This is a genomic window from Rhodopseudomonas sp. BR0M22 (genome assembly GCF_010907035.1).
Classification (GTDB): Bacteria; Pseudomonadota; Alphaproteobacteria; order Rhizobiales; family Xanthobacteraceae; genus Rhodopseudomonas.
In genome coordinates, this window is sequence record NZ_QUMK01000040.1 from 24854 (window position 1) to 51479 (window position 26626).

Annotated in this window: 8 protein-coding genes and 1 tRNA gene; 3 read left to right on the top strand and 6 right to left on the bottom strand. The window is 65.2% G+C overall.

Annotated features, from left to right (window positions below):
* The first annotated feature begins 323 nt into the window (after nucleotides 1-323).
* Nucleotides 324-659: a hypothetical protein gene (locus DY468_RS14340; RefSeq protein WP_164605482.1), complete on the top strand. Its 336-nt coding sequence runs from the start codon at nucleotides 324-326 to the stop codon at nucleotides 657-659.
* A gap of 159 nt (nucleotides 660-818) precedes the next feature.
* Here DY468_RS14340 and draG read toward each other — a convergent pair whose 3' ends face one another.
* Genes draG through DY468_RS14355 form a run of 3 tightly spaced genes read right to left on the bottom strand, consistent with a single transcriptional unit; the run spans nucleotide 819 to nucleotide 3664 of the window.
* Nucleotides 819-1709 carry an ADP-ribosyl-[dinitrogen reductase] hydrolase gene (gene draG / locus DY468_RS14345; protein WP_164605483.1) on the bottom strand — a complete coding sequence of 297 codons (891 nt, stop codon included), beginning with the start codon at nucleotides 1707-1709 and terminating at the stop codon, nucleotides 819-821.
* Between the two features lie 11 nt (nucleotides 1710-1720).
* Complete coding sequence (locus DY468_RS14350) at nucleotides 1721-2599, bottom strand: NAD(+)--dinitrogen-reductase ADP-D-ribosyltransferase (RefSeq protein ID WP_164605484.1); 879 nt, start codon at nucleotides 2597-2599, stop codon at nucleotides 1721-1723.
* A 60-nt stretch (nucleotides 2600-2659) separates the two neighbouring features.
* Nucleotides 2660-3664 (bottom strand): AraC family transcriptional regulator, encoded by a 1005-nt coding sequence (locus DY468_RS14355; RefSeq protein WP_164605485.1) that lies wholly within the window; start codon nucleotides 3662-3664, stop codon nucleotides 2660-2662.
* A gap of 449 nt (nucleotides 3665-4113) precedes the next feature.
* Here DY468_RS14355 and DY468_RS14360 point away from each other — a divergent pair.
* Nucleotides 4114-4203 (top strand) — tRNA-Ser (locus DY468_RS14360).
* A gap of 1011 nt (nucleotides 4204-5214) precedes the next feature.
* On the opposite strand, the gene DY468_RS14365 is transcribed toward DY468_RS14360, so the two are convergent.
* From DY468_RS14365 to DY468_RS14375, 3 genes are all read right to left on the bottom strand, one after another.
* Nucleotides 5215-5946, bottom strand: coding sequence for a hypothetical protein (locus DY468_RS14365; protein ID WP_164605486.1), 732 nt, complete (start codon nucleotides 5944-5946; stop codon nucleotides 5215-5217).
* Between the two features lie 39 nt (nucleotides 5947-5985).
* A complete protein-coding gene (locus DY468_RS14370; protein WP_246700981.1) occupies nucleotides 5986-7563 on the bottom strand; it encodes a ShlB/FhaC/HecB family hemolysin secretion/activation protein in 1578 nt (525 codons plus the stop codon).
* A 105-nt stretch (nucleotides 7564-7668) separates the two neighbouring features.
* Nucleotides 7669-26016 (bottom strand): leukotoxin LktA family filamentous adhesin, encoded by an 18348-nt coding sequence (locus DY468_RS14375; protein ID WP_164605488.1) that lies wholly within the window; start codon nucleotides 26014-26016, stop codon nucleotides 7669-7671.
* A 213-nt stretch (nucleotides 26017-26229) separates the two neighbouring features.
* Here DY468_RS14375 and DY468_RS14380 point away from each other — a divergent pair.
* The coding region (locus DY468_RS14380) for a winged helix-turn-helix domain-containing protein (protein WP_349644283.1) at nucleotides 26230-26626 on the top strand (397 nt) is incomplete at its 3' end.

The window sequence follows — 26626 nt, forward strand, 5'->3', positions numbered from 1 at the left end:
CCTTGATCAGCGCGGTGTCGGAAATGGTTCAAAACTCTTTGCGTCTCGGGGCTTAGTTGCCCAACGCGTGGTGATTACGGTCGTCGAGTTCATAGTTCAAGTCAAGCGCATTGTTGATGCGAAACCTGCCGCTTTTCCCGCCTTTGTGCAGCAAATTGATGCAGTGCAAGCACGCGTCTCCGGCGCACTTCCCGTGCGATCAGAACAGCATCGCGCGCCGGCTGCGGCTGAGCCCCTGCAGCAATTTCAACTCGCAGCACAACCGTCACTTCTCTATTTAAACCTGGAGTGGTAGAGCACCCGCGGCGATCGCAGGACCGGACATGACCGACACTATTCAAGGTTTCTACAAGGCTGCATTCGAAACGGCGCGGAAGAAGTCGCACGGGGTGATCTTCCTCCGCGACGGCAAAATCCAAGGCGGCGACTCCACCTTTCTTTACGTCGGTGCCTATTCGCAATCCGGCGTGACCGTCACCGGCCATCTCCGCGGTATCCGCCACTCGTCGGATCATTCGCGTATGTCGGTCTTCGGTATCGAACCATTCGACGTGACATTCGACGGGGTCGCGAAGGACGGCTATGTCGCGATCGAAGGTTATGCCCGCGAAACGCCGGGCCTGCCGATGAAGGCCCTCCTGACGCGTGTCGAGGATTGAGTAGCTCGCCTTCGGACACTTGGCGGCTCACCGATGGATATCGTGGACGGCGAACGTATCTGTCGACGACATCGACACGCAGAGCAATCTGTACTGGGCTGTGACGACTTCATCGACCACTTCGTGGCGGTGCCGGACGTCGAACGGCACTGATCCGCGTTACGCACTCCGCTGCCCAGCCAGATCGAGCAGCTTCGGCACCTGACCACGGATCGCGCCGGCGACGTCGCGGTCGAGCCGGTCGAGCCAGCGCTTCGGGATAGCTGCGAGACCATAGGTCGCGCCGGCGAGCATCCCGGCGAGCGCCCCGGTAGTGTCGGCATCGTCGCCCTGATTGACCGTGGCGATCACGCAATCGGCGAAGCCGTCCGTCGAGAAATAATAGTGAAGGACCGTCTGCAGGGTGTCGACCACATAGGCGGTGGCGGGGCCGCGGTATGGCGTAAAGCCGAAGTTGCGGTGTGTCTGCACCAGTCGGTCGGCAATCGCGCGGGCCCCGCTTTTTCCCTCGCCGGCCAACAGCGCCTGCAGCATCCTCACCAGTGCCAGTGCGGCGGCATCCGACAGCGGATGATGGTGGGTGATGTGCGCCTGCGCGATCGTCCACGCCTCGGCCTGTTCCGGCCGTCCGTAGGTGGCCAGAGCCAGCGGCAGCATTCGCATCGCCGCGCCGTTGCCGGCATCGCCTTCGAAATACGTCCCCTGCATCGCGCCGGTGGTAATGTAGCGGCGAATGCCGCGACGGCAGGTGCTACCGACGTCGACCGGCCCGGTCTTGAGCCAGGCGGCGAACTCCTCGCAAAGGTCGGGCAGTTCGAGGCCGCCGCGGCGGATCAGCGAGCGGCCGAGCGCCAACGCCATGTCGGTGTCGTCGGTCACCTGCCCCGGCTTGAGCCGCAACCAGCCACCGCCGATGATGTCCTTGTGCACGCCGTAGCGCGCCGCGATCTCGGACTTGGTCATGAACTCGACGGTGGCGCCGAGCGCATCGCCGATCGCGAAGCCCAGATAGGCGGCCAGCGCGCGGTCCTGCAAGTTCGGCGAGGTCATCGGGCATCCTTTCAGAAGTAGCTCGCGGTGACGCGATAGTCGCCACCGATCACCAGGTACTCGCCCTCGCCCTTTAATGGATGCGCTGCGAGGAGCCGGTTGAAGAACAGGATTTTTGCCACCGGAACCCGCACCGTGAGGATGGTGTCGCCGAAACAATCGGCCACACCGCGATCGGAGGTGAACGAGGTCAGGTTGTTGAGGCGGATGATGCAGTGGCGCTTGTCGATCCGCTCGACGATCTGGTGCTCGTCGAAGCCGTTGACGCCGCGATACAGCGTGACATGGGTGCTGCCGGTAGCGGCAAAATGCGTCTGTGCCCACTGGCAGAATTCGTAGAGCAGATCGAGCTGAACGAGGATCGCATTGTTGTGGAAACGGCTCGACATCTTCTCTTCGACGTAAGCCGTCCACACCGCACTGGCGATGCGACGGATCGGCTCTTTGTGAAAGGTTGGAAACAGTCCGAACCGGCTCTCGACCCACCCTTTCAGCACAGCGCCTTCGGCCCCGTTGCTGTCGAAGCCCCAGCCCTTGATCAGATCGAGATAGGACGAGCGGAAGCGGCGGCGGCCGTCGCGGCCACGGACGCGCTGCTCGGCGTCGATCCCGAACAGCGCGGTCATATAGCAGGCGAACGCCTCGCCGGCTTCGGCGAGATCCCGCGCCTCACCCAGCATCTCGAACAGGCTGGGGTTCATCTCGCGCACGCCGGCGATGTGGAGCGGTACCGGAGCGTCGTTGAAGCCGACGCCGGTGAGAAACCGCATCGGCACGCCGACGAGGTTGCTGGAATGCCCGATGCTGCCGTCTTCGCTCACCTTGGCCGGCTCTGCCGCTGTCGCGCCCGCCCGCGGCGCGCCCCGATCGATGGTCCTGGCGGCGCCCATCGTTAACCGGGACCGTGCCCCCTGCCTATGCGCAACTCGGCTGAGCGTCGCCGGCGGCGTTCAGCGCCGGCGGGCCATCGTTTCGGAGGGCAGCTCGCCGTGGCGGCGGCGATAATCGTTGGCGAAATGGCCGAGATTGACGAAGCCGCAGGCGAACGCCACCGATGTGACCGAGCGCGACGGCGCGCCCGACTGCAGCATCTCGCGGGCTTTGTCGAGCCGCACCGCCTTGGCGAACGCCATCGGCGAGTAGCCACGGTGCTTCTGGAACGCCTTGAACAGGCTGCGGACGCCGACATTGGTGACGGCCGCCAGATCGACGATGGTGATCGCCTTGTTCCACGATGCTTCGATGAACTCCTCGGCGACGCGAACGTAATCAGGAGCGGTGTCCGGCGCGTCGCGATCGAGCTGGCTGCTGTAATTGTGCCGCGCGACGCTGAGGAACGATATCGTCAGGGCCTGCTGCATCTCGCGCAGCATTGCCGGCGGCAGCGCCGGCGCGGCCGGATCGACGTGGCGGGCGACGTGCAGAGCTAGATCGCGCAACGCCAACGCCCCGCGGTCGTCGCTGCGTAGCCCGGCGTCGAAGGTCAGCTTGCTGCGGGGCTGAACGCCGAGCAACGCTGCCAGAGCCGTGGTCAGGGTCGCGGCGGTGATGCGCAGGATCATCTGCCGATAGTCGGCACCGAATTCGAGACGCGACGGGGTGCCGGCCGACGACACGCACCAATTCTGCGGATCGAGATCGACACTGGCGGCGCCGGCAGAGGTCCGGCTGCTGCCGCCGAGCGCGATCTGCACCCGGGCAAAATCGGTTTCCCCGAACTCGGCCACAGCCGGGGCGGCATATGCGCAAAACCCCAGGCCGACGCCGTCGAACGAGACGTAACTGCCGAACCCCTCGAATCCGTCCGCATCGGCCTCGAAATTATCGGCCCCGTAGACCGTCAGCATCGCCTCCCGCATCGCTTCGGGATCGCGGGTGTGGACGACAGGGGCACGGTTGAGGGGATAGCTGGTCGGGTCGGCGTTCAAATGAACGTCAAACTCGGGCTGGCGCATTCCAACGGACTCACTTCGCGAGGATTCGGGTCGCGGGAACTTGTGGCTGGCTTCGACAACGAATCTTGACAACCTAATGCGCCGCTCCGCATGGCACCGCTCAGGATCGGCACAGCTTCGCTCGACAACCGCACTATTTGGATGGATCAGCGTGCGGAGCCAGAGCGAGTCGGCGAGAGTGACGCGCTCGTTGGCACCGCAAACGAGCTCGTCCAAGGGATTTGGGCCGGCCGCGTGTCCTCAAATCCGACTCGATCAACTGCGGCACTCACGCAGCCGCCGTGCCTGCGCATGCCTCACCGCGCTCGCCGCTCGGGTTCGAGTTGCACGCTCGCCGCTTTCGACACGTTGACCTGATCCGGCAATCCACCCTAAACAGACGACGCGGACCCTGCCACGGCCGCCGGACGGCGCCCTAGCCTTCCGGCGCACCGACCGACGCCGGATCCGGAAGGGTGGCCGAGTGGTTTAAGGCACCGGTCTTGAAAACCGGCGTGCCCGTAAGGGTACCGTGGGTTCGAATCCCACCCCTTCCGCCATAAACTGTTGATTGTATTTTACAAACTCTGTTGACGGGCGCCCCCGTTCTACAACCATACGGCGAAAGTTGGCTTCAACCTGCAACAATGCTGCAACAACTTTTCTGTTGCAGAGGGCTCCTCCGGCTCGGACTTTGCCAGAGCCGAGTAGCCGTTTCGGAATTGGAGCCGACCTGCCCCGGTAGCGACGTCGTGACATCCAGCGACCACACCCCGCTACCGTCACGGATTCGCCGAGCTGCGAATTGGGATGAGCAACGGAGCGCCGGTTATCCCGACCTGGTCGCCTTCCACTCCTTGGGGACTTCGGGAAGCGGCGGCCGCTCCGGTCAGGGTTTCGACCGGACTCGTAGGTCGCGACCGCCATCGAAATTAAGGCGGGCCGTTAACGGCGCTCGACGCCGTCTACCATCATCCGCGGCGGAACGAACGTCCACGACCTTCAATCTCCTCTGGCAGTGCAAGAGCGCCCTCCCCCTGGTCAGCGCCGGAGGAGTTCATGCTTCACTCCACCGCACGTCTTCGCAGATCTCCGAACCAAAATGCTTATCCATGACTGCGCGGGATTGAAGACGGCCTCGAACGACACCGGTGGCGGGATGTTCGGCTACACCAGCCAACCTCCGTCGAGACATCGCTCTTGGAATAAGAAGAAGCTTCAGACGTAGGGCTGCGCCCATGACGCCAGCCCCCACCGACGGGCCATCCAACCGGATGTTCGAGCACTTCTATCCTGCGACAAAGCGGAAACGGCTTCGCTGGACGTTTTCCTTGTCCCCGGTACTGATCGGACGGGAAGGACAGACGACACCGCTGGCACGTTCTCTGGCGAAGTCGCTCCGACAGCACGGCTCCTTAACCTCGGGGCACCCAAAGCATCCCCATCACCGGCAAACCGAACATGACGACGTTGATACTAATCGGTCATTATGCCGACAACTGGGCGCATTCCATTTTTTGTCTATCGTTTCGGAGCGCGCGAGCCGCGCGCTCCTCGAATAGCGAACGGGCTCAGAACGAGCCGGCCGGCAGACGATAAACGTCCGGCGCCTTGGCGTCGGCGATGTAGAACAGCAACAGGTTGCTCGGCGTCAGGATGCGCTGATTGTCGGTGCCCTGGGTCATCGCACCTTGCAAGATCATCATGACGGTGCGGTCCTTGGCGTCGCTGCCGCGGAACATCAACAGGCCACCGGCGATCGGCATGTTGGTGGCGATGGTGTCGGGCTTGAAGCCCTCGCCGACGAAATGCGAGCGCAGCACGCTCGAGTTGGAGAACAGTTGCTCCGGCGTCATCTTGTCGTCGGTCGCCTTGGACCACGACAGCGACACCTGGATCAGCTTCTTGGTCTGATAGCCGATCACGTAGGACACTTCAGCGGTGCCGCCGCCGGGGAGCACTTCCGGCACCTTCACGATCAGTACTTTGGTGCGCTCGCCCGGATTGGCCTGCTCCTTGATCGCATCCGGCTTGACGCCGAAGTCCCTGGTAATCGCGGCTTTCACCTCGGCCTCGTTCATGCCGAACTTGGCCGAGCGGAAACCGTCGACATCCGCTTCGCTGCCGGCATCGACACGGGTCGGAGCGGACGGCGTCGCCGCGGGAGCCGCCTGCGCCACTGGCGCCGGGCGCTCGCGCCTGGCCGCCGGGGCCGCTGTCTGACTGCGGGCCTCGCTCTGAATGCCCACGACCAGCGCCGATGCGGCGACCAGCAGGGAAAGGCGCGAAAGCTTCAAAATCATTTGGTCGTTTCCTTTCGGTGGTTGCGCGCGAGCGCGCGATCATTTGACGTTCAGCAGGGCCAGCGGCCGGAAGCTGACGCGTCCGTAGAATTCGCCATGCGATTGATTGGGCACGACAGGACGCCAAGGCACGCCGAAGCTCGCCTCCAGCGTCAGCGACTCGACCGGCGTGTAGGACAATCCGGCCCCGGACGAATTCAGGATGGTTCGGTGCGGCGCGGTCGAATACACCGAGCCACCGTCGATGAAGACGAAGAGATCCAGCCCCTTGATCACGTCGGACATGTTCCGGTGCAGCTCGGCGTTGTAGTAATAGCCGCTGTCGCCGGCGACCACATTGGTCGGGAAGCCCCGTACCGTGGTTGGACCGCCGATCGAGAACAGCTGATCGCCCGGGACCAGCTTGGCGTAGGTGTACTGATAGCTGCCGAGCCCCACAGCGTAGAAATCGAGCGGAAATTTCACGGTCCCGTTCAGTGTGCCGGTCGTCGTGTCGAAATTGCGCACGCCGCCGAAGATCTTGTCGGTCCAGACCACGTTGTTGTAGGCCGGGGCGAAGGTGAACGAGTAATTGTCGCCGATCGCGCTGATCGACATGCCGCCGGTAGCCTTCTGATAGCGGCCATTGGTGATCGCCACGCCGGTGAATTCGGTCTGCGAATTGCCGTAAGCGTAAGCGCCGATCGCCTGCACGAGCCAATTCTGATTGGCGATGAACGGCTGCGAGACGTTCACGGCCGCCTGGTCTGACTTTCCGGTAACATTGAACGACTCGAACGGGCCGCGGATCACCTTGATCTTGCCGTCGGTGTAGCTGACGCCGACCCGGCCGCCCCAGGGATTGAACGGCATGTTGTAAGCGACGTTGCCGCTGAGGTTGCCCTCCGACTTGATGCCGTAGAACGTGAAGCGGTCATCGATGCCGGCGAGACCGTGCAACTTGTAGTACACACCGAGCTGACCGCGGCCGGTGGTCTGAACGCCCTGGTTATCGGCGAAAAGCTGCAGCGTGTTGCGCGCCGGCTCGATCGCCGCGAGCTGCAGATCGGTGAGGCCGAAATCGGCGCCCGGCTGCAGCAGCGCCTTGATCTGAACGTCGTTGGTGCGGTTGAACCAAGTGACAACATTGCTCAGCTTCGGCACGTCGAGCACCTCGCCAGGCGGCGGGTGAATGATCCACTCGATGTAGCGCGTCGAGGTCTGCTTATTGCCTTCGATGACGGTCTTTTGCAGCTTGCCCTCGGTGAGCGCCACCTTGATGGCGCCGGCAGTCGCGGTCTGCGGCGGCAGCGTCGCGATCGCGGTGACGATGCCACGGTCCACATAAAGCTTGTTGACCTCGGCCACCATGGTCTGCAGCCCGGCAATATCAACCTGCTGGCCAATATACTTGGCGGCGATCGCGGCGAGCTCTTCCTTGGACAGGAATGCGGAGTTGTCGAACTCCACGCTCTTCAGCAAAAAACGCGGGCCGCCGCCGGGGATTACGATTGCAGGCGGGCGCGCCGGTCCGGTCACAGCGGGGCCAAGTTGCTTCGGAGCCTGCTCCTGCTGCTCGATGCGCTGGCGCTGACGCTCGACGTCGCGCTCGATCTGACCGGGATCGACCTGCGGCAATGCGGACTGCGCCGATGCGGCACAGCTCCACAGTGCGGCGGCTAAAGCAACAAGCGGCCCTGCTCGTTCGCGCCGCTGAATGGTTCGATATGGCGACATCGTCGTCTATCGCACCGCGAATGCGACGTGCGCATTCCCCGGTCTCGGCTTACTGGCGCGCCGATCTCGAACCGGCCGGCGCTTCTCGCTCGGCCTGCCTCCCAGGTTCACCGCCGGGCCGCCGACCGGCGCCTCGACCGGCATCGCCGACGGCGACCGGAATAGCCCTTGCGGCCCGAGCAGATACAGTGTCGAAAGGCCTCCCTTCGCCTCATTGCCGGCATCGAATGCCCCACCCTGGCGCATGTCCTGCACCGCGTTGCGGATAAACGAGGTGCCGGTGACGTCGCCGCCGCTGCCAGCGTAGTTGATAATGATCGACGCCACCGACGGATCGTACCAGACGACCTGCGCATCGCTGATTGTGGTGCGACCAAGCTGGCTCAAGGTGAACTGATGACTACGCTGATAGAGTTGAACGTTGACGTTATTGACCGGTGCCAGGCTGCGGTTGTCAAGCAGGATTAGTCCGACGGGCGCGGCGAGTAGCATATGCCCGTCGACACTACCCTGTTCGAGAACGAATTGCTGGGCCGTCGTCGCAATCGTCGAGTCGACGACGCGGTAGCGGCTGATCGTCACCGCCCGCGTGTCGATGGAGAGGTTGGCCGCGGTCGCGGCATTATCGCCGAAACCCGTCACCATCATCTGCAGCGGTGTCGGAGACACGAGCTGCGACGCCGCGACGTCCATCGTATCGGCCGCCAGTTGCAGCGAGCTGCCAACCTTCAGCGACCGCACCGCGATATTCCGCGGCGTCGCGAGCGCCACGACATCGCCCTGCAGCAGGTCGAAGTCGATATCGGTCGCCGAGGCAATGCCGACCCCACCATGGGCGATGAGCTGCTTGCCGAACACATGGCCACCCAGCGAGTGGATCGTGACCGCGCCCGGATCGGTTGCAGTGCCATCGGCCTGCAGCCGGTCAAAGGTGATATCACCGGAGGCCAGCAGAACCTGACTACCCGCGCTCACTGCGGTGCCGAGCAGGATCGGGCCGCTGGATGCTACTGCGCCGAGGCGTCCGCCCGACTGGATGTTATTCCACCGCAGCAGACCGCCGGCGAACAGCACCGCGTCGCCATGAGCGGTCGTCAGCATGTCCCCGGTGTTGTCGCCGTTGCCGGCCGTCAAGGTGGCCGCGCCGTTGGCCGACACGCTACCGCCACCGATCGAGGCGTTGTCGGAGGTCACGTTGATATCACCGGCATCAGTATTCGTGCCGGTGGTGGTGAGCTGGGTGAAGTTGATACCCTGCGAGGCATGTAACGTCTGCGTGCCGCCGCTCGACGCGGTGCCAAGCTCGACGGCTGCGCCGGTCGAGTTCACGGCTAATGCCGCGCCTGCCGTCAACGACGTCCAATCGATCAGGCCGCTGGCAGTCAAGCTGGCCGATCCGCTCGCCGCGGTGAGCGTGGTGCCGGTCAGGGTGGTCGCGGCGGCAAGATTTGCCGAACCGTTGGCCGAGACGCCGGTCCCGGTGATCGACGCGTTGTCCGACCTGACGTTGATGTTGCCAACGTCGCCGGTGATGCCGATGGTCGTCAGCTGAGCGAAGCTGATCGCTTGCGCGGCACGCAGCGTCTGCGTGCCGCCACTCGACGCGCTGCCGAGCTGGATGGTCGCTCCGGTCGAATTCACACCGAGCGTCGTCCCGGCAGTGAGCGATGTCCAGTCGATCAGACCGCCCGCCGTGAGGCTTGCCGCCCCCGTGGTTGCGGCAAGCGTCGTGCCGGTCAGCGTGGTCGCGGCGGTCAACGTCGCCGAGCCGTTGGCCGCAACGCTGCTACCAGCGGATGCGCCGGTGATGGCGCGTTGGTCCGACGTCACGTTGATATCGCCGGCGTCGCCGGCCGGGACGCCGATGGTCGCGAGCCGAATGAACGTCACGTCGTTGGCCGCACGCAAGGTCTGCGTGCCGCCGCTCGACGTCGTACCGAGTTGCAGTGCGCCGGCGGTCGAGCGCGCACCGAGCGTGGTGCCGGCGATGAGCGAAGTCCAGTCAATCAAGCCACCGGCCGTCAGGCTGGCGAGGCCATGCGTCGCGGCGAGCGTGGTACCGGTCAGCGTCGTCGCTGCCATCAACGTCGCCGAGCCGATCGCGGACACGCTGCCGCCGGCGACTGCTCCGTTATCCGAAGTGACATTGATGTCGCCCACGTCACCGCCAGTGATGCCGGTGGTCGTGAGCTGCGCGAAGGTCACATCATGGGCCGCGCGCAGCATTTGCGTGCCGCCGCTCGAGGTGCTGCCGAGCTGGATTGCGCCAGCCGTCGAGCGCGCGCCGAGCGTGGTGCCGGCCGTGAGCGAGGTCCAACTGATCAGACCACCGGCGGTGAGGCTGGCAGAGCCGTGTGTCGCGGCGAGCGCAGAACCAGTCAGAGTCATCGCAGCAATCAAGGTCGCCGATCCACTGGCCGAGACATTGCCACCGTTGACGGCGCCGCTATCCGACGTGACGTTGATATCGCCGACGTCGCCGCCAGAGATGCCGTTGGTGGTCAGCTGACTAAAGGTCACATCGTTCGCGGCGCGCAGCGTCTGAGTTCCACCGCTCGACGCACTACCGAGCTGGAGCGCGCCGGCGGTGGAGCGTGCGCTGAGCGTCGTGGCAGCGGTGAGCGACGTCCAATCGATCACGCCAGCGGCGGTGAGGCTGGCGAGGCCATGCGTTGCTGCCAGCGCGGTGCCGGTCATCGTCGTTGCGGCAACCAGTGTCGCCGATCCCTTGGCCGAAACGGTGCCGCCGGTGATGGCGCCGCTATCCGACGTGACGTTGATATCGCCAAGGTCACCGCCAGAGATGCCGTTGGTGGTCAGCCTACTAAACGTCACATCGTTCGCGGCGCGCAGCATCTGAGTGCCACCGCTCGACGTACTACCGAGCTGGAGCGCGCCGGCGGTGGAGCGTGCGCCGAGCGTCGTGGCGGCGGTGAGCGAGGTCCAATTGAGCAGGCCAGCCGCGGTGAGGCTCGCCAGCCCGTTCGTTGCAGTCAACGTGGTGCCTGTCAGCGTCGCGCCGGCAGTCAAGGTGACCGAGCCGTCAGCTTCCACGCTTCTGCCGCTGATGGAACCATTGTCCGACGTCACGACAATGTCGCCGGCGTCGCCGTTTGCGTCCGAGATACCGGTTGCGGTCAGCGACGTAAACGAAATGCCGCCCGCGGCATAGAGATTCTGCGAACCGCCGCTCGACACCGTGTCGAGAGTCAGCGTGCTACTGCTGGCGATCGAAAGCTGCGTACCGACCGTGATCGGATCCAGCGTCAAGGCGCCCTGCCCGTACAGCATGAACGAGCCGGCAGCGGCGGCGCTGGTGATATGCAGGGCGGAGAGCGAGATCAGATAGACGTCAGCGCCGCCCGACAGGCGCGCGAGCGGTGCCGAAAGTTGCAACCATGCCGCACTAGTGCCGATCGCACCGCTGGCGGTCAGCGACACGTCGGCGCTGCTGCCCGTCGCCACCAGATTGACGCGGCCGTCGCCATTGGCGAAGATGCCGCCCGTGGTTGAGGAGCCGCCGGCCACGATGGTGATCGCATCCCCTGTCGCCAGAGCCGACGTCAGGCGGCCGATCGTCGCGGCCCCGGTGGTCGTCACCGAGATTGCGCCCGCGGCGGCGATGTCGGTGTAGTTGCCCATCGACAGCGTCGAGGAAATCAACGTGACGCCGGCGCCTGTGCTCTGCAGCGTCACCGGCGCGGTGATGACGCCATTGCCGAACAGGATCGCGCCGCTGGCGATGATCTGCACCGCGCCGCCGCCAAGAACATTGCCGTTGATGGTGATGCCATTGCTGACCGAGTTCAGCGTCAAGGCGCCGCCGGCAGTCAGCGAGCCGCCGGTCGCGGTGCCGATGATCATGGCGCCGGTGGCGCGCAGGCTGAGCAGGCTGATGGCGCCGACGGCCGAGCCGGTGATGGGCCCGGAAACGTTGAGCTGCAGCGGCTGGAACGACGCGCCGTTGAAGCTGATCGAACCGCCAGCCTGCAGATCGAGCGAGCTGGCGACGATGTGCACGGCATTGCGATCGGTGAAGCCGGCCTCGGCGTAGATGCTGCCGCTGGCCGAGAACTGGACGTCGGCGGCGTTGACATTGCCGAGGATCAGGTCGCCGGTGGTTTGGCGCAGATACACGCCCTGCCGCGCCTGGACCTGATCGACGACGCCGGTGGTCGATCCGGTCAGCGCCAGCAACAGCCTGCCGTCGGTGGTGGAGGTGAGAGCCTGGCCGATGCTGCCGGTGTCGGCGATCAGCGTCAGGCTGGCGATGTTGCCGGAGATCGCGACCTGCCCCGGCGTGCCGCCAAGGATGCTGCCATGGGCCTGCAGCCGGACCTGACCAGGCTGGGTGGTCTGGACGCCGGCCGAATAGGCCGCGGTCATCGGACCATAAGACGACGTCGGAATGCCGCCGAGCGACATGTCGCCGGCGCTGCCGAGATAGACCTGCGCCAGCGCCTTGGCCGACACCGGGCCGACCGCGTTGACCATCAGCAGGCTCTGCTGCTGGATCGTCACCGTGTACTCGCTCACGCCGCCAGCCCCCGCGACCGGCGCGGTCGTCACCGACAGCTGGCCGGGACCGGCGGAGGCGAGCAGCGCCTTCTGCGCATCGGTCAGGTTCGAGGCATTGTCGCTGCGGAAGCTGAACGTCACCGGGGTCGCCAGGCTGCCGATATTGCCGTTCGGGCTGTACAGCATCACCTGACGCCCGCTGACGTTGAGCGGCAGGTCGCCGATCGCCGGGGCCGACACGCCATTCTCCGGATTAGCGCCGGGGCTGACCGTGTAGGTCAGCTGATCGAGCGTCCAGCGCGAGCCGGAGGTCAGGCTGGCGTACAAAGTCGAGGTGGTCGGCAGCGTGTAGGAGAACGTTGCGCTGAAACCGCCCGGCCCCAAAGCCGCCGTCAAGTCAGCCGTCTGCACCGCCCATTGGAACTGTGAAGTCTGGCCCGCCGAAGTGCCGAACAAAAGGTCCAGCGACACCGGCAGCGCCGCCGCCACCTGCGCCTGCGTCACCTGGTCGACCGAGATGCCGAGCTGCGCCGCCACATTCGCGGCGGTGATGCCGAGCAGATACTGGTCCTTGGCGAAGCGCGTCATCGCTTCGGCCTCGATTTGAGCCGTGGAGATATGGCTCGGATCGACACCGAGCTTGGCCGCGAGTTGGGCGGCGATCGTCTGCGCGCCGAGCGGGGTGATGCTGTAGGTGCCGTCGGCGGCGAACGCCATGTTGCGCAGCTGCCAGTAGTCGTTATAGGCGGCGTTGATCATCGCCTGATACGACGTCACCGCGCCCGCCGTGCCGGTGCCGAGCAGGTTGAGGTTCGCCCAAACGCTCGCGAGATAAGCGCTCTGGTCGGCGGTCAGGCCGCCGGTCGCGACGCCATTGAGGATGCTGGCCGAGCGGCCATCGGAGCCCATGGCGGCGAGGAACACCGCGCCGTGCGACGTCACCTGGCCGATGCGCAGGTCGCCGGACGATTGCACGAGGTAGGTGCCATTCTCAGACGTGCTGTTCAACAGGCCGCCATCATAGTTGCCGTTCGACAGCGCCGTGCCGGTCGCCTGGATGACGATCGGATTGATGTTCGTGAGGACCAGTCCGGTGCTGTCGGTCGTGGTGCGGGCACCGATGGCGCCACCGGTCGTGTTGATGGTGATCGAACGCCCGGAAATGACCGGATTACTGACGTTGTAGGCCGAAGCCGCGGTGATATCGCCGGCTGCGGTAATGTAGACGTCGCCGCGCGGGGCGTTGCCGCTGACACCCGGATTGACCCGGACCTGGGTGATGTTCAACGCACCGGCCGCATTCACCGCGATGTCGCGGTCGATCGAGCTCGCCGAGAAGGTGCCGCCATAGGTCGCGATCGGGATCGGCGCAGCCACGGTGCCTACGCCGCCCTGGCCGTTCAGCGCCACCGACACGCCGGAGACGAACGGCGCAGCGCCGGCGACGATCGCCGAATTGGCGCCCGTCGTGGTGATCGCGGTGTTGCCCTGCAGGTTGTTGATCGAGGCGTTGACGATCACGCTGGCGTTCGACGTCACGGCGATATTGCTGGTGCCGCCGCCGGTGAAGCTGATGCCGATCGCGTAATTGGCCTTGACGCTGTTGGTCAGCACCAGCTGCAGATGATCGAACCGCTCCTGGTACCAAGTGCCGTGGAAGTCGGTGCCACAGCATTTATCGGAGCCGGTGGAGACCTGATAGCCGGTGTACGACCCGGTCGCCCACACGCTTTCTTGGAAATTGGCGCTCTGAGTGCCGGAGACGATCTGCGGCGCCGACCGCGACCAGTAATTGTCGATCGTCTGGTACACCGATCCCGTCTGATCGAAGTGCCAGCCGAACACCGACATGTCGTTGGTTGCGGTCCGCGACAGAGAGGCCGAGTCGGTCCACTGATACAGCAGATTGCCCGGCTGGTAAGTCAGACCGGAGTTCGCCGACGTGACACCCTGCAGGCCGGCGTAGCTGCCGGCGCTGATGCCGCTCGCCACATAAGTCGTGACCTGCTGATTGGCTGGTGCGCCCGCATTGTAGACGTACCACTTCGTCTGATTCAGCGCGTGATCGACGATCTGCACCACGCTGGCAGCGCTGACGCCTGTGTTGATCGTGTTGGTGACCAATGTGGTCCCGGTGGTGTTGTTGACCGTCACCGTACCGGCGCCGCCGTGCACGATGATGTTGCCTTGGCTCGACCCGGAGGTCGACGTACTGACGATCGTTCCGTTGAGATAGACGTAGCCGCCGGTGCCCTGCACTACCGGATTCAGGAGGATCTGGTTCGTCAGCGCGTCGTAGGATGCTGTGACCTTGACGTCGTTGGCGTTGACGGTGGTGATGTAATTGGTGAGGTCGTAATACTTGCCGGCCGCGGCCGATGCTTGCGCGGCAGCCAGACGCGCCGGATCCGCATTGATCCATGCGATCTGAGTCTGCGCCGACGATCCGATATTGACCGAGTAGTTACTGCTCTGGCCGACTTCCAGGGTTCCGTTGACGTTGATGGCGGACGCCGATAGGATCAGAGCCTTGCCGGCCGTGACGAGAGATCCACCCGCGCTCGCCGTTGATTGCGCTTGTACACCGTTGACGACCTGGTTCTGTATCTGGACGACCTGGAAGAAGTTGCCGCCGCCGGCGTAATTGATCGGCCCGCTGTCTCCCGAATAGGCCTGGTTCAGGTACTGGTTACGGACCCACGACGCCGCGGTGCCGCCGGAGCTCGGCGTCACGCCCTCGCCCACCGGCAGGAAGATCCACGAGTACAACGACGGGCTGCTGTTGTGCGCGCCGTCGTAGTAGGCGGCCAGCATGCGCGCGGTGAACACCGTGCTGGCATCACACGCGCCGTTTGCGCAGGTCGAGGTAACCGTCGCTTGCGTGCCGGAATAGCCTTGCTGGTTGGTGTAATAATAGTACGGGAACATGCCCCCGTTGCCGCCGATCGCCAACGTGCCGTCACCGGTGCCGTGCATCCCCAGATAGGTCGCAGCGGCATACACGGCCGTCAGCAAATCCGTCGGCCGATATTCCACACCGGTCCACTGCGAAGCCACGTCGTAGTTGGTGTTGTAGACGCTGTTGGCGCCGAGATTGCCGCCGATCAAGCCGTTCGGAACCGTCATCACCACCGTGCCGGCGCGGACGTCACGTGTGATCAGCACGTTCCCGAGTTGGTCGACGATGTTGAGCAGGCCACTGACATTGGTGACGGTGCCGCCCAGATAGATGTCGGGAGTCGTCGTCAGCACGTTGCCGTTCTGATCGACCGGCTGACGGGCATCGTTGGTCGCGCTCCAGCTCGCGGTGAGCGAAATCGTCGGCGTCTGCGCGCTCTGATCACGCAGGATGGTGATGCCGTGGGTGGCGTCGCGAACGATGTTGCTCTCGTTGGCCAGCAGGAAATTGACGTTGCCGCCGGTGATGCTGCTCAGCGTCAGCTGCGACGTGAACAGGAAATTAAGCCCCTGATTGTCGATGCTGATCTTGGCCGAATCCCGCGCCATCACGGTCGGCGTTACGCCATTGACGATATCGCCGTGGAGCGTCGTCGCCAGGATCGAGACGTTGCCGGCCGAGCCCAGAATGTTGCCGAAAGCGTAAGCTGCGCCGGTCTGATCGGACATGTACGGCAGCTGCTGCAGATAGGTCTGGATCTGCCGCTGCTTGGTGCCGGCAGCATCATCGTTCACGGCCGCGATGCTCTGGCCCGTCGCGACCGCGCTCTGGACCTGCGACACCGTCAGCCGGCTCAGGCTGGCAATCTGATTGAGGACGTCCTGCTTCGGATTGAAGCCTGGCACCAACGCATATTGGATGGTCTGGTTGTTGTAGCTGACGATCGGATTGAACTGGGTCGGATCCGACACCTGCACGAGGCTGAGCGCGCACATCAGCGCCGCAGCATCGCAAGGCGAGCCGCCGGACGAATAGGTCACCTGGCCGCCGTAGCTGATGGTGATGATCTGCTGGTTGTGGATGCCGGCCGCGACCAGGCCGTCCATCATCACGTCGCCGGACGTGATCGGCGTCACGCTCCTGTTGTCGCGATCGACCGAGGAGAAGATCGACAGGAACGGGCTGTACAGCGAGCCGGAACCGTTGGTGATCGTCGCGCCCGGATCTGCTCCGAGGAACACATTGTTGGCGCCGAGCACGGCGGAGCCGGTGGCGAGATTAAGGCTCGAGTAGCTGTTGGCGGTCGCGCCGCCCCAGTGCGCGACCGAGGCCGAGACGATCGACGAGACGGTGTAGTTATAGACCACCGTCGTTCCGTTCGATTTGATCTTGGTGGTGTAGCTGCCGTCGCCGCTCTGGCCCGCGTAGATGTTGATCAGGCCCCACGCCTGGATGTTGGCGGCGCCGACGTTCACCGTCTGATAGGCGGTCTGTATCGCGTTGGCCGAAGCCGATCCGCCCGACACCAGGCCGTAGAAATTGGCGTTGGCATTGTTGTTGGCGGTCATGTTCGCCGCCGTGCCGATGGCGATGCCACCGGCGCTGAACAACCGCACGCCGTCCGAGATGGTGACGGTGTTGTGGGTCGTGGCGTCCATCGTCGAGGACGCGCCGCCACCGGCGAACAGGCCGCCGACGTCCATCGTCACAGTGTCGGTGGTGTTGAGGAAGTTGTACGCCTCGATGTTGATCAGCGCGATCGACATGGCTGGATTGTCGTCCAGGCTGAGAATGGTGTTGTTGCCGATCAGCGCATTGACGGTCTGCGTCACCGTCGTCTTGCTAAGCGTCGCCGTGCCGGCGAGGACGCCGCCGGAGCCGGCCCGGGCGCCGCCGCTTGTCTGATTGACCGAGTCGGAAGCGATCACGTTCATGTTGCCGCCGGCGGAATGCACGATCAGGTTCGGGCCGACATTGGCGTTGACCGTCGAGGTCACCGTATTGGTGCCCTGCCCGCCGCTCGCGCCGACCGCCGCCGCCTGGTAGGCGTCGCCATTGGCCGCGTAAGTGGCGGTGTGCTGCGCGTTGATGCCGAGACCAGCGAGATACAGCGTGTTGGTCGAACTGCCGCCGCGCAGCTCCGCAGTGGTGATGTTGTCGGCGCTGGTGGTGGCGACCGCCGCCGCGCCGGCGACGAAGCCACCCGAGCCGGCGATCGAGTTGGACGTGTTGCTGTCGGTGCCGGTTGCGCTGATCGACAGCGCGCCGGTGCTGTTCGTCACGGCACCCGTGTCGAGATAGGCGTTGGTACGCGTGAAGGATGACGTCTCCGCGACCGTGGCGCCGGCGCCGATGTAGCCGGCCGCGACACCTGTGCCGGAGGCGTACTGATTGGTGTCGTTTTCTGCCGCGATGGTGACGTCCGCGGTCGGCAGATGCAGGTTCTTTCCGCCATACGCGTTGACGCGTGACGTGTTGGACGCCTGCACGTAAGTCGCCTGCAGACCCAGCATCATGCCGCCGCCGCTACCGACCGCGGAGGCGCTCGCCGAATGTTCGGACGTCGGCACCAGCGCCGAGGCAGTGATCGACAGCGGACCGCCCGAGATCGTCGAGTTGTCGTCGACGAAGGCGTTGACCTGAATATCGACGTTGGACATCGCCACCGAGGCGCCGATGCCGACATTGCCGGCCGCGACGCCGATCGACGAACTCGACACCACCGGGGCCGCCGAGGCGCTGACCAGGAGGCCGGCATCGCCGGCTGTGATCGTCGAACCGGCGCCGACCTTGGCGAGAACGGTGACGCCATCGGTCGAGGTCGCCGAGGCGCCGGCGCCGCTGAGAATGCCAGCGGCGCCGGCGACCGTATTCGAACTCAGCCCGCCGCCAGTGCTGGCGATGACGGTGACGCCTTCGAAATTGGAGACCGTCGTTGCGGCGGCGATATCCGCCGTCACCGAACTCGTCCGTGTCGCCGTGGCGAGCGACAGGCCGACTGCGCCGAGGCCGACGCCGAGGCCATAGCCCGATGCATTCGCGGTGGAATTGTCCGACGCCGCGACCGACACTGAGCCGGAAGCAAGTCCCGTGGAGCCGCCGTTGGTCGTCGAGCCGAGCTCGGCCAGGACGGTGTTGTTGATCTGCGCCTTGCCGACCGCAGCGCCCATGCCGACGTAGAATCCGCCGGCGCCGGCGGCTCCGATGGAGCTGGCCGCGTAGCTGCCATGATTGCCGGCAGTGGCCTGGATCATGATCATCGGGGCGGTCAGTGTGCCACCGCTGGTCTTCGCGGTGACCTGCTGATCGACCTCGGTGATGGCGACCGCAGCGCCCTCGCCGGTGACGCCGACGCCGATCGCGAGCGCGCCGACCGCGTTCTGAACCGAGGTTCGCGCCGTTGCGCCGACGCCGATCGAGCTGGCCGTCACGTTGCTGGACAGGATCTGAGCCGAGATGCCATCGACGCCGCCGCTGACCATGCCGATCAGATTAGTGCCGGTGGCGGCGCCGGCATTGCCGAGCGTGCCGCTGTTCGGATCGTTGGCATTGGCGCCCGAATTGAGCACGCTCATGTCGTCGGTGGTGGCGCCGGAGCCGATCCGGACAATGCCGACGGTGCCGGCAAGACCGACCTGCCCGCTGAGACTCGCGACCACTGTGACGGGGTTGACGTCGCGCGTGCTGAGCGCGTTGACGACGACAGCACCGGGCGTGTTCACCGTTGAGCCGGCGATCTGCGCAGCCGTGCTGCTGTTCAGCATCACCAGATTGACCGCGGCGCCGACGCCGACGGTTCCGCCACCCGACAGGCCTCCGACAACCGGTGCGATCGAGTCGGTTTCCGTGGCCACGACTGTGGTGACAGGAGGCTGCGCGGCCGCTGACGTGATCGTAACAGTCGCGTTGTCGAGTTCGGCCGAGACGTTGTTGTCGACGAAGATGCCCGAGAATTGCGCCGCAATGCCCGCCGTGCCGCCCAACGCGCCGACGATCGCGTAGCTGTTCATGTCGGTCGTGTTCGAAGCGAGCACGCTCAGCGCGCCGGTCAGGTTGATCGTCGTCGCGGCCGTCGAGGCGTCGCGGTCGCCGACCCGTGCCGTTACCGTGTTGTCGAACAGCGCGACCAGCACGGTGGCGCCAATGCCGGCGGTGGAGCCGAACGCGCCGGCGCCGAGCGCACCGAAGAACCCATTCTTGCCGTTGGCGATCACCGACAGGCTGCTGGCGTAGGTGGTGCCGTGATCGAACGTCGCGCTCGTCGTCGCCTGGAATTTGTTGGTCAGCGCCGATCCCGCCAGGGCCCCGCTGCTGCCTGAGCCGGCCGCGCCAACCACTTCGGTCGCCGTGCCCTGGAAGGCGTTGGCGAACACGCTGACTGCGCCCGCTGCGACCGCGCTGGAGCCGATATTGGTGGTGTTGATGTTGGCATAAGTGACGCGGTCCATCATGTTGATGACGAGCGCCGCGGTGCCACTTGCTCCCGAGCCGGAGCCGGAAATTCCGAGATCGAGATTGTTGCTGAACGATGCGCTCGAGGCGAGCACAGAGACGGCCGAGACCTGGCCCGCGGTCAGATTGGTGTTGATGCTGGACGACTGGATCGACGCCTGCGTGAAGCCGCCCATGATGTTGGTGACGGCATTGGCCGAGATCGCGAGGCCGGCGGTCGATGCAGCAGCGACCAAGGAGATCGTCTTGGCGGTCTGCTGCGAATTCGCCACCACGGCCACGCCTTGGACGATGGTCGTGCCGTCCGCCAGCGACGGCGCGCCACCAGGATTGACGACTGCGCTCGGATCGATGTCGGTCGCGAGCATGCCGTTGTCGATCGTCGCTGCGCTGCCGGCGGCATGCGCATCGACCGTCGAATTGGCGATGCCGGCGCTCGTCATGCCGTTGATCGTATTGACCACGACGGACGCGCCGATGCCCTTGCCAGAGTTGATCGAGATCGCAACCGCACCCGCATAGGCGGCGATGGTGTCGGTGTTCGCGGCCGATACCACGACGTTGTTGTTGGCCGAGACGGTCGAGCCGCGATTATGGCCGCCCTGGTCGATGGTCGAGATCACAGTGGTCGATTCCGTGCTCATCGCCAGCGAGCCGGCGCCAGCCAGGCCGTTCGACGGCGGCTGCGGCGTGGACGGCGGCTGCGGCTGCGTCGGCGGCGTAATGCCACCGCCGCCGTAGCCGACCAGCGAGGTCGGCCGCGTTGGCGCCATCCGCTGCACCAGGCTCGCCAGATTCGCCTGCGGCGACGCTTGAGGCGAGCTGTTGCCGACCGACATCGCGGCACCGATCGCCACACTGATGATGTCAGCGGTCGAGGCGGCGCCGACGATCACCGAGCCGGCTTGCAGGTTGCCGCCGACCAATGCGGTGTCGATCATAGCGTTGTCGGCCGTCACGATCGCGCCGAGGATCGAGGCCGAAACGTAGGTAGCGATCTGGTCGATGGACGCCGACAGGCCGACCGCATTGGCGCCGCCGAAATTGACCGAGATCGCGCCGGCCGCACCGCGAATTGTCGCGCTATCCTGCGCGGTCACCGCCACCGCGGCGGCGTCGACGGTCGCGGTATAGACACCGCTCGGATCACTGCTGGTGACGCCGTGGCCGATCTGCGCCACGACCGCGTTGTTGATCGCGTTGTAAGCGACCGAGCCGTTGCCGGCGACCGAGCCGGTGGCCGCGCCGACGCCGATCGCGATGCCGATGATCTCGGCGTCGTCGACAGCCGACACGACGACAGCGCCGCCGCTCGACGTCACCGACGTGCTGTCGATCAGCGCCAGATGGCTGGTGCCGATCCGATTGACGACGATCGACACGCCGACATTGCTCTTGCCGAGCTGCACCAGCCCCGCGACCGCAAGGATCGCCGCGCCGGTCGCGTTCGACGGCGACACCGCGGCGCCGCTGAAGTCGAGGCCGGAATCTCCCGCCGGCGCCAGCCCGCCATTCGCAGCGAGCCCGGCGCCGGCGATCAGCGCGTCGAGCGAGGGGATGGACGCGCCCGATGCGTTGACCAAAACATTGCCGCTGACATTGACGGTTCCGCCGGTGATCTCGGCCAGGATCGTCGGATTGATGTCGTTGACGATCACCACGCCGGCGAAGCCGTTGGCGTTGCCACCGCCGCCGACCGTCGCCGCGCCGGACGCGATGCAGCTGGTCATCAGCGCCTGCACGGTGAGATCGTCGACATTGCGGAGCGTGGAGTTCGACAGCACGGCCGAGACGGCCGCGCCGCTCGACGGATCGCCGATCGACGCGTAGGTCATCGCCACGCCGACGCCGGTGCTCTGGCTGTTCGGGCCGACCGTCAAGCCGCCGTACAACGAGCCCGCGCCGATGCCGATATTGGTCTTCTGATCAGCGATGATCGAGACGTCGCCGACGCCGCTGCCGGTCGTCTGACCGACAGTCGAGCCGTCGACGCCGGCCTGCACGCCGTTGCTGATCATCGCGGCCGAGACCGAAGCGGCGAACTGCAGGCTGCTGTTGGCGGAGCCGCCGGTCACAGCGATGGCAAGTCCGATCGAGGTGTTCTCGCCGCCCGCCAGCGCCTGCACCGTGGTATCGTGCGCCGAGACCGTCGACTGCGCGATATTCGCCGTCGTCATGTCGCTGCTCATCGTCACTGCCACCGCGCCGGCCAGGCCGACGGCGTAGTTCGTCCCCGGGGCCCCCTTCGACAACGCGGCCGAGCCGCTCGCCGTATCGACGATCGTGTTGTTGAGCGCCTGAACCGAGACGCCGTTGACGTTGCCGGTGCCGTTCTTCAGCGTCGCGCCGCTGATCGAGGCGTGGGTGCCGAGCGACGTCAGCGCCACCGCGGCACTACCGGCGCCGGCGACGACGTTGCCGCCGTTGACCGGACCGGACACGTCGCTTGTCAGGTTGTTATAGGTGTTGGTCAGCTTCAGCAGGATCGCGATGCCGCCATCGACGAAGAACGCCGCCACTGTTTGAAGCAGGGTGGCATCATTTGGCTTGGTCGAGATGAAAGCCGGCGGATCCGTGGGGCTGGGCAGATTATTGGCCGACTGCGCCGCCACCGCCACCGTGGTGAGGCGACCGACGGTGAGCGCAGACACCGCGACGTTCTGTGCGTCGACATAGCCGCTGGTCGCCGAGCTGCTGCCGGCGATGCCCGATGCGCCGGTGAACGCCAGGACGGTCGAGTTATCTCCGATGAACGCATTGGTATCGGTCGACATTTGCGCCAGCGCGACGACCAGCCCAACGCCGGTCGCCGACGACGAGCCGACGCCGCCGCCGACATCGAACGACGAAATGTTCTGCTGTGCGTCGACCTCGAGCCGCTGCGCCGTGATCTGCGCCAGATTGCTGACCGAGGCAGAGGTGTGGTTGTCGATCTGCAGCACCGAGGCGATGCCGTTGAGGCCGAGCCCCGAGCCGGAGCCCGACGTCGGCGCCACCGCATAGATCAGGTCGCTGGTCGTCGCCGTCACGTTGACGGTGCCGAGCGCACCGACCACCGCGCCGGCACCGATGCAGGCGACCGTGTTGGTGTTGAAGATGTTGACGTTAGCCGAGCCGCCAATCGCCGTGCCGGTCGGTCCGCTGGTGGTGCCGAAGAACTTCAGCCAGGAGAAATTGCCGCCGACGTTGATCGACTCGGTCGTGGTCGTCGCCGACACGGCGACGTTGTCGCCCCAGCCGATCGAGGCCGGCGCGCCGCTCAGGCCGGTGTTGCTGAGGTTGGTGGACCAGCACGACCCGGCGCTCTGCGCGCAGGAGCCGGCACCGGTCTGGTTGATATGGGCGCCGCTGGCGATCCACGCCGTCGTATTATTGGTGATTTCGAAGTAGTTCACCGCGCCGGACAGCGATGTCGGCGACGGCGCGACCGCCGAGTTGTCGAAGGTCGCGTTGGCGTAGCTGGTGAGCACCGTTCCGGACACGCCGAAGCTGCCGGTGATGTGCGACGTCACCGCCGAGAACGAGTCGAAATCGAGCCAGGTGATGGTGATCGGGATCGTGGTGTCGGCGTGAACGCCGACCTGCGGCGCGGTGATCGTCACGCCGGACCCGATATAAGCCGTGGAGTTATGCGTCAGCTGGTCGACATTGACCGCCATCGAGACGCCCGACGCGCTGCCGGAGCTGCTCGACGTCGGATCCGGCGAGTTCACCGCGGAGCTCGCGCTGCCGCGAATGCCGGCATCGGTGAGGCTGCTGATCACGGCGACGTTGCCCGAATTGATCGTCGGCGCGTTGCCGGCGGTGATCATGTCGCCGTTGGCATCGGGGACGATATTCGTAATCGACGCCGACGAACTCGCCGATGTCAGGTTCAATGCCAGCGTAATTCCGCCGCGCACATTCGTGAGGGTGCCCTGACGAGCAGCCGCCTGCCCGGCACCGGTCGAGTCGAACGCACCGCCCGAGGACACCACGTTACCGATCGAGGTCGGGCTCGAGAGCACACTGGCAAACCCGCCAGTGAACGCGTTGCTGCCGATCGTGGTCGAGGCGAACACCGCATTGCTCGACGTGTTCGAACCGGAATAAACCGTGACGAGCCCCGCATTCGCGGACTGCGGCAGGTTGGCGCCGAGATTGGCGACCGCATTGGTGGTCACATCGCTGATCGCGACCGCAACGGCGGCGACGCCGGTGCCGGCCGCGATGCTGCTCGCAGACGTCGAGAAATTGTTGTTGTTCTGCGCCGCGACGGTGACATCACCGACCTTGTTGAATACCACGCCGGGGTCGACAGTCGCCTTGGTGTTGACGGTGCCGGTCGTATAAGCGAGCGCGCCGTCGATGCTGGCGCCGAACGTCACGACCTGGGCCAGCACATTGAGCGTGGCGGCGTTGGTGGCCGTCGCCGCGAAGTTCCCGCTGGAAATCGTCGCGCCGGACGCGACCTGGGTGGCGATGTCGGCGTTGACGATGCCGACCACCACGGCCGCTCCCGCCGTGCTCTGCAGACCGGCAATCGCCGCGCCGATCGCCGGATCGGTGGCGTTTTCAGAACCGACCGACGACAAAGTAATGGCGTTGGTCGCGGTCAGATGCGCCGTGCTCTGCACCGTCACCTTGGCGGTCGCCGTCGCCTTGATGTAACCGCCGGCAAGGCCGGAGACGGCACCGAACGCAACACCGGCGACAAGTTGCGCCATCGACTGCAGCGGATCCGAATACGACGACGTCGCGGTCGCCGTCGCTGTTGCGGAGATGTTGGCGGCCGTCATGGTGCCGCCTATTGTTATCGAAGCGCTGGCATTGGCCTCGCCCACCGTCTGGGTATCGCTACCCGTCGCCGTCATGGTGATGTTGCCGGCGGTGTAGCTGGTGCCGACATTGTTGACGTCGGCGTAAATCTTGCCGGTGCTGCCGATATTGATGGTCGGCGCGGTCAGAGTGACGGACTGCGAGTTGCCGGTCGAAGCGCGATTGGCCGATGACAGCAGGCCGGCGACCAGCGCGCCCGAATAGGAGCGCGTGTCGATCGTGCCGTAGATGTCGATCTCATTCGCCGCGATGCTGACATTGACGACGCCGCCGGAGCTGGCGGTGCGACGGGCATCGAGCGTGGTGCCGCTGGCCAGCGTAAAGGTGCCGTTGCAGAGGCCTCCGCCGGTGCCGGCGCATAGAATCAGCGTCCCTCCGGCGTCGACCGCGTTAACCCAATTCGCGACGTCGGTCGTTGTATAGTTGCCGCCACTGCCGATGCCGATCGGGCTATCGGTGATCGTCATGGTCGGCGGATCAATCAGCAGCGTGCCGGCTTTGCCGTTCGGCGCCGTCAGCCTGACCTTGACGCCGCTCGGGATGTTGAGCCGGCCGAAAGCGCTGAGTTCGACAAGCCCGCCGTTGCCCTGCGCCGATGTCGTATCGAACGTCGCCCCGGGCTCGACGATGAGATCATGGTTGGCGATAACCCGGATGGTGCCGGCGTCGCCTTTCTTGCTTTTGGCAGACAGCACACCGTAGCCGGCGACCTTGATGTCGTTGCCGGCATTGACGGCGATCGAGCCGCCCGGCCCATTGCGCGAAGCCACTGATATGTCGGCACGATTTCCGATCGTGACGTTGTGGCCAGCGCGCGCCGAGATCGATCCGCCGCGCGCGTGGAGCTTGCCGTTGATGTGCGCGTCGTTCGCCGCAACGATTTGGATCGAGCCGTTGCGAACCACGATCTTGCCGCCGGTCTGTAGCCCCTTGCTGTTGACCGAGGACGCGAACCGCGCAGCCTGCTCGCGGCTCGCTTCGCGCGGGCCAACGGAGACGTTCTGGCCGGAGAGCCGCACCGCATCCAGCGCGTTGACGCGGCCGCGAATGCGGATATTGCCTTCGGGCGAGATCGGCACCGTTCCGGCGAGCAGGTTGTCGACCGCGCCCTGATTGATCTGTCCGGACTTGCTGACTACGCCGTCGACGAATTCGCGCGTCGGCGTCGTGACGTTGAGCGAGCCGACATTGACGGTGCCCGACGAACCCACGACGAAGCCGCCCGGTGCGGCGAAGTAGACGTTGCCACCGATCTTGCCGTCCTTGTAGGAGTTCATCACGCCGTTGATGACGGCCGGGTCACTGCTGTTGATCAGGTTGATCAGGTTGCTGGTGCCGTTCGGCAGCACCAGATTTCCCGTCGCTCCCTGCCCGATCTGGAATTTCGAGAACGAATTGAAAGCGTTGGTGCCGGATATCGTGTTCGTTGTGACTGTGCCGACGGCCCCATTGGTGGCGACCGAAGTCGCAGTGCGACCGTCCGGGACGATGTTGACCGCGCCGGGCGGCACGTTCTGGGCGAAGCTCAGGGTCGGCGCGAGCACCATGACCAGCGTCATCGCCGCCGCGGTGACACGCAACGAAATTGCGTCGATGAAAATCCGCGGTGACGCGGGCGCAGCGACGATGACGCGATGCGACGCACCGCGGCCCGCAGGTCTCTGCAACCGCTCTTTGGCTCCGTTCGGAGTCTGCAACTTCGCGCTCTCCCCCGCCCGGTTGTGCACAGCACCGGGACAAAATGGCGGTTAACCTTTTGTTAACAGGGTGATAGTTGCAGGAAACGGGGTGGGAAGTCCTGAACCAGTTGCGATGACTTTCTGAAAAGATTCTGATATTACCGCCCAAAAGGGGCACAAACAGACGGTTTTGGAGGATTTGTGCTTCAGTTCGCCGGCTTCGAGCTGGACATCGAACGGGTCGAACTTCGCCCGGCGAACGGCGAAGTCATTCGCCTGCGCCCGAAGACGTTCGCCCTGCTGCAGCTGTTCGCGACCAACGCCAATCGCCTGCTCAGCAAGCAGGAGTTGATGACGGCGGTCTGGCCGAACGTGCATGTCGGTGACGACAGCCTGTTTCAGTGCATCCGGGAAATCCGGACTGCGCTGGGCGACAAGGACCGCCAGATCGTCAAGTCAGTGTCGGGGCGCGGCTATCTGTTCGATGCCGAGGTCGTGGTCGTTAACCGATCGCCGGCCGACTCGACCCCGCCGACAATCCCCGTGACGGAAGCAGCCGCCCTGCCCGACGAAGCCGAGCCGCCCCCCACCCCACAGC

Excerpts from the sequence above, each read along its gene's own strand:
- draG (WP_164605483.1), bottom strand. The coding sequence starts at position 1,709 with ATGACCTCGCCGAACTTGCAGGACCGCGCGCTGGCCGCCTATCTGGGC.
- DY468_RS14340 (WP_164605482.1), top strand. The coding sequence starts at position 324 with ATGACCGACACTATTCAAGGTTTCTACAAGGCTGCATTCGAAACGGCG.
- DY468_RS14350 (WP_164605484.1), bottom strand. The coding sequence starts at position 2,599 with ATGGGCGCCGCCAGGACCATCGATCGGGGCGCGCCGCGGGCGGGCGCG.
- DY468_RS14365 (WP_164605486.1), bottom strand. The coding sequence starts at position 5,946 with ATGATTTTGAAGCTTTCGCGCCTTTCCCTGCTGGTCGCCGCATCGGCG.
- DY468_RS14355 (WP_164605485.1), bottom strand. The coding sequence starts at position 3,664 with ATGCGCCAGCCCGAGTTTGACGTTCATTTGAACGCCGACCCGACCAGC.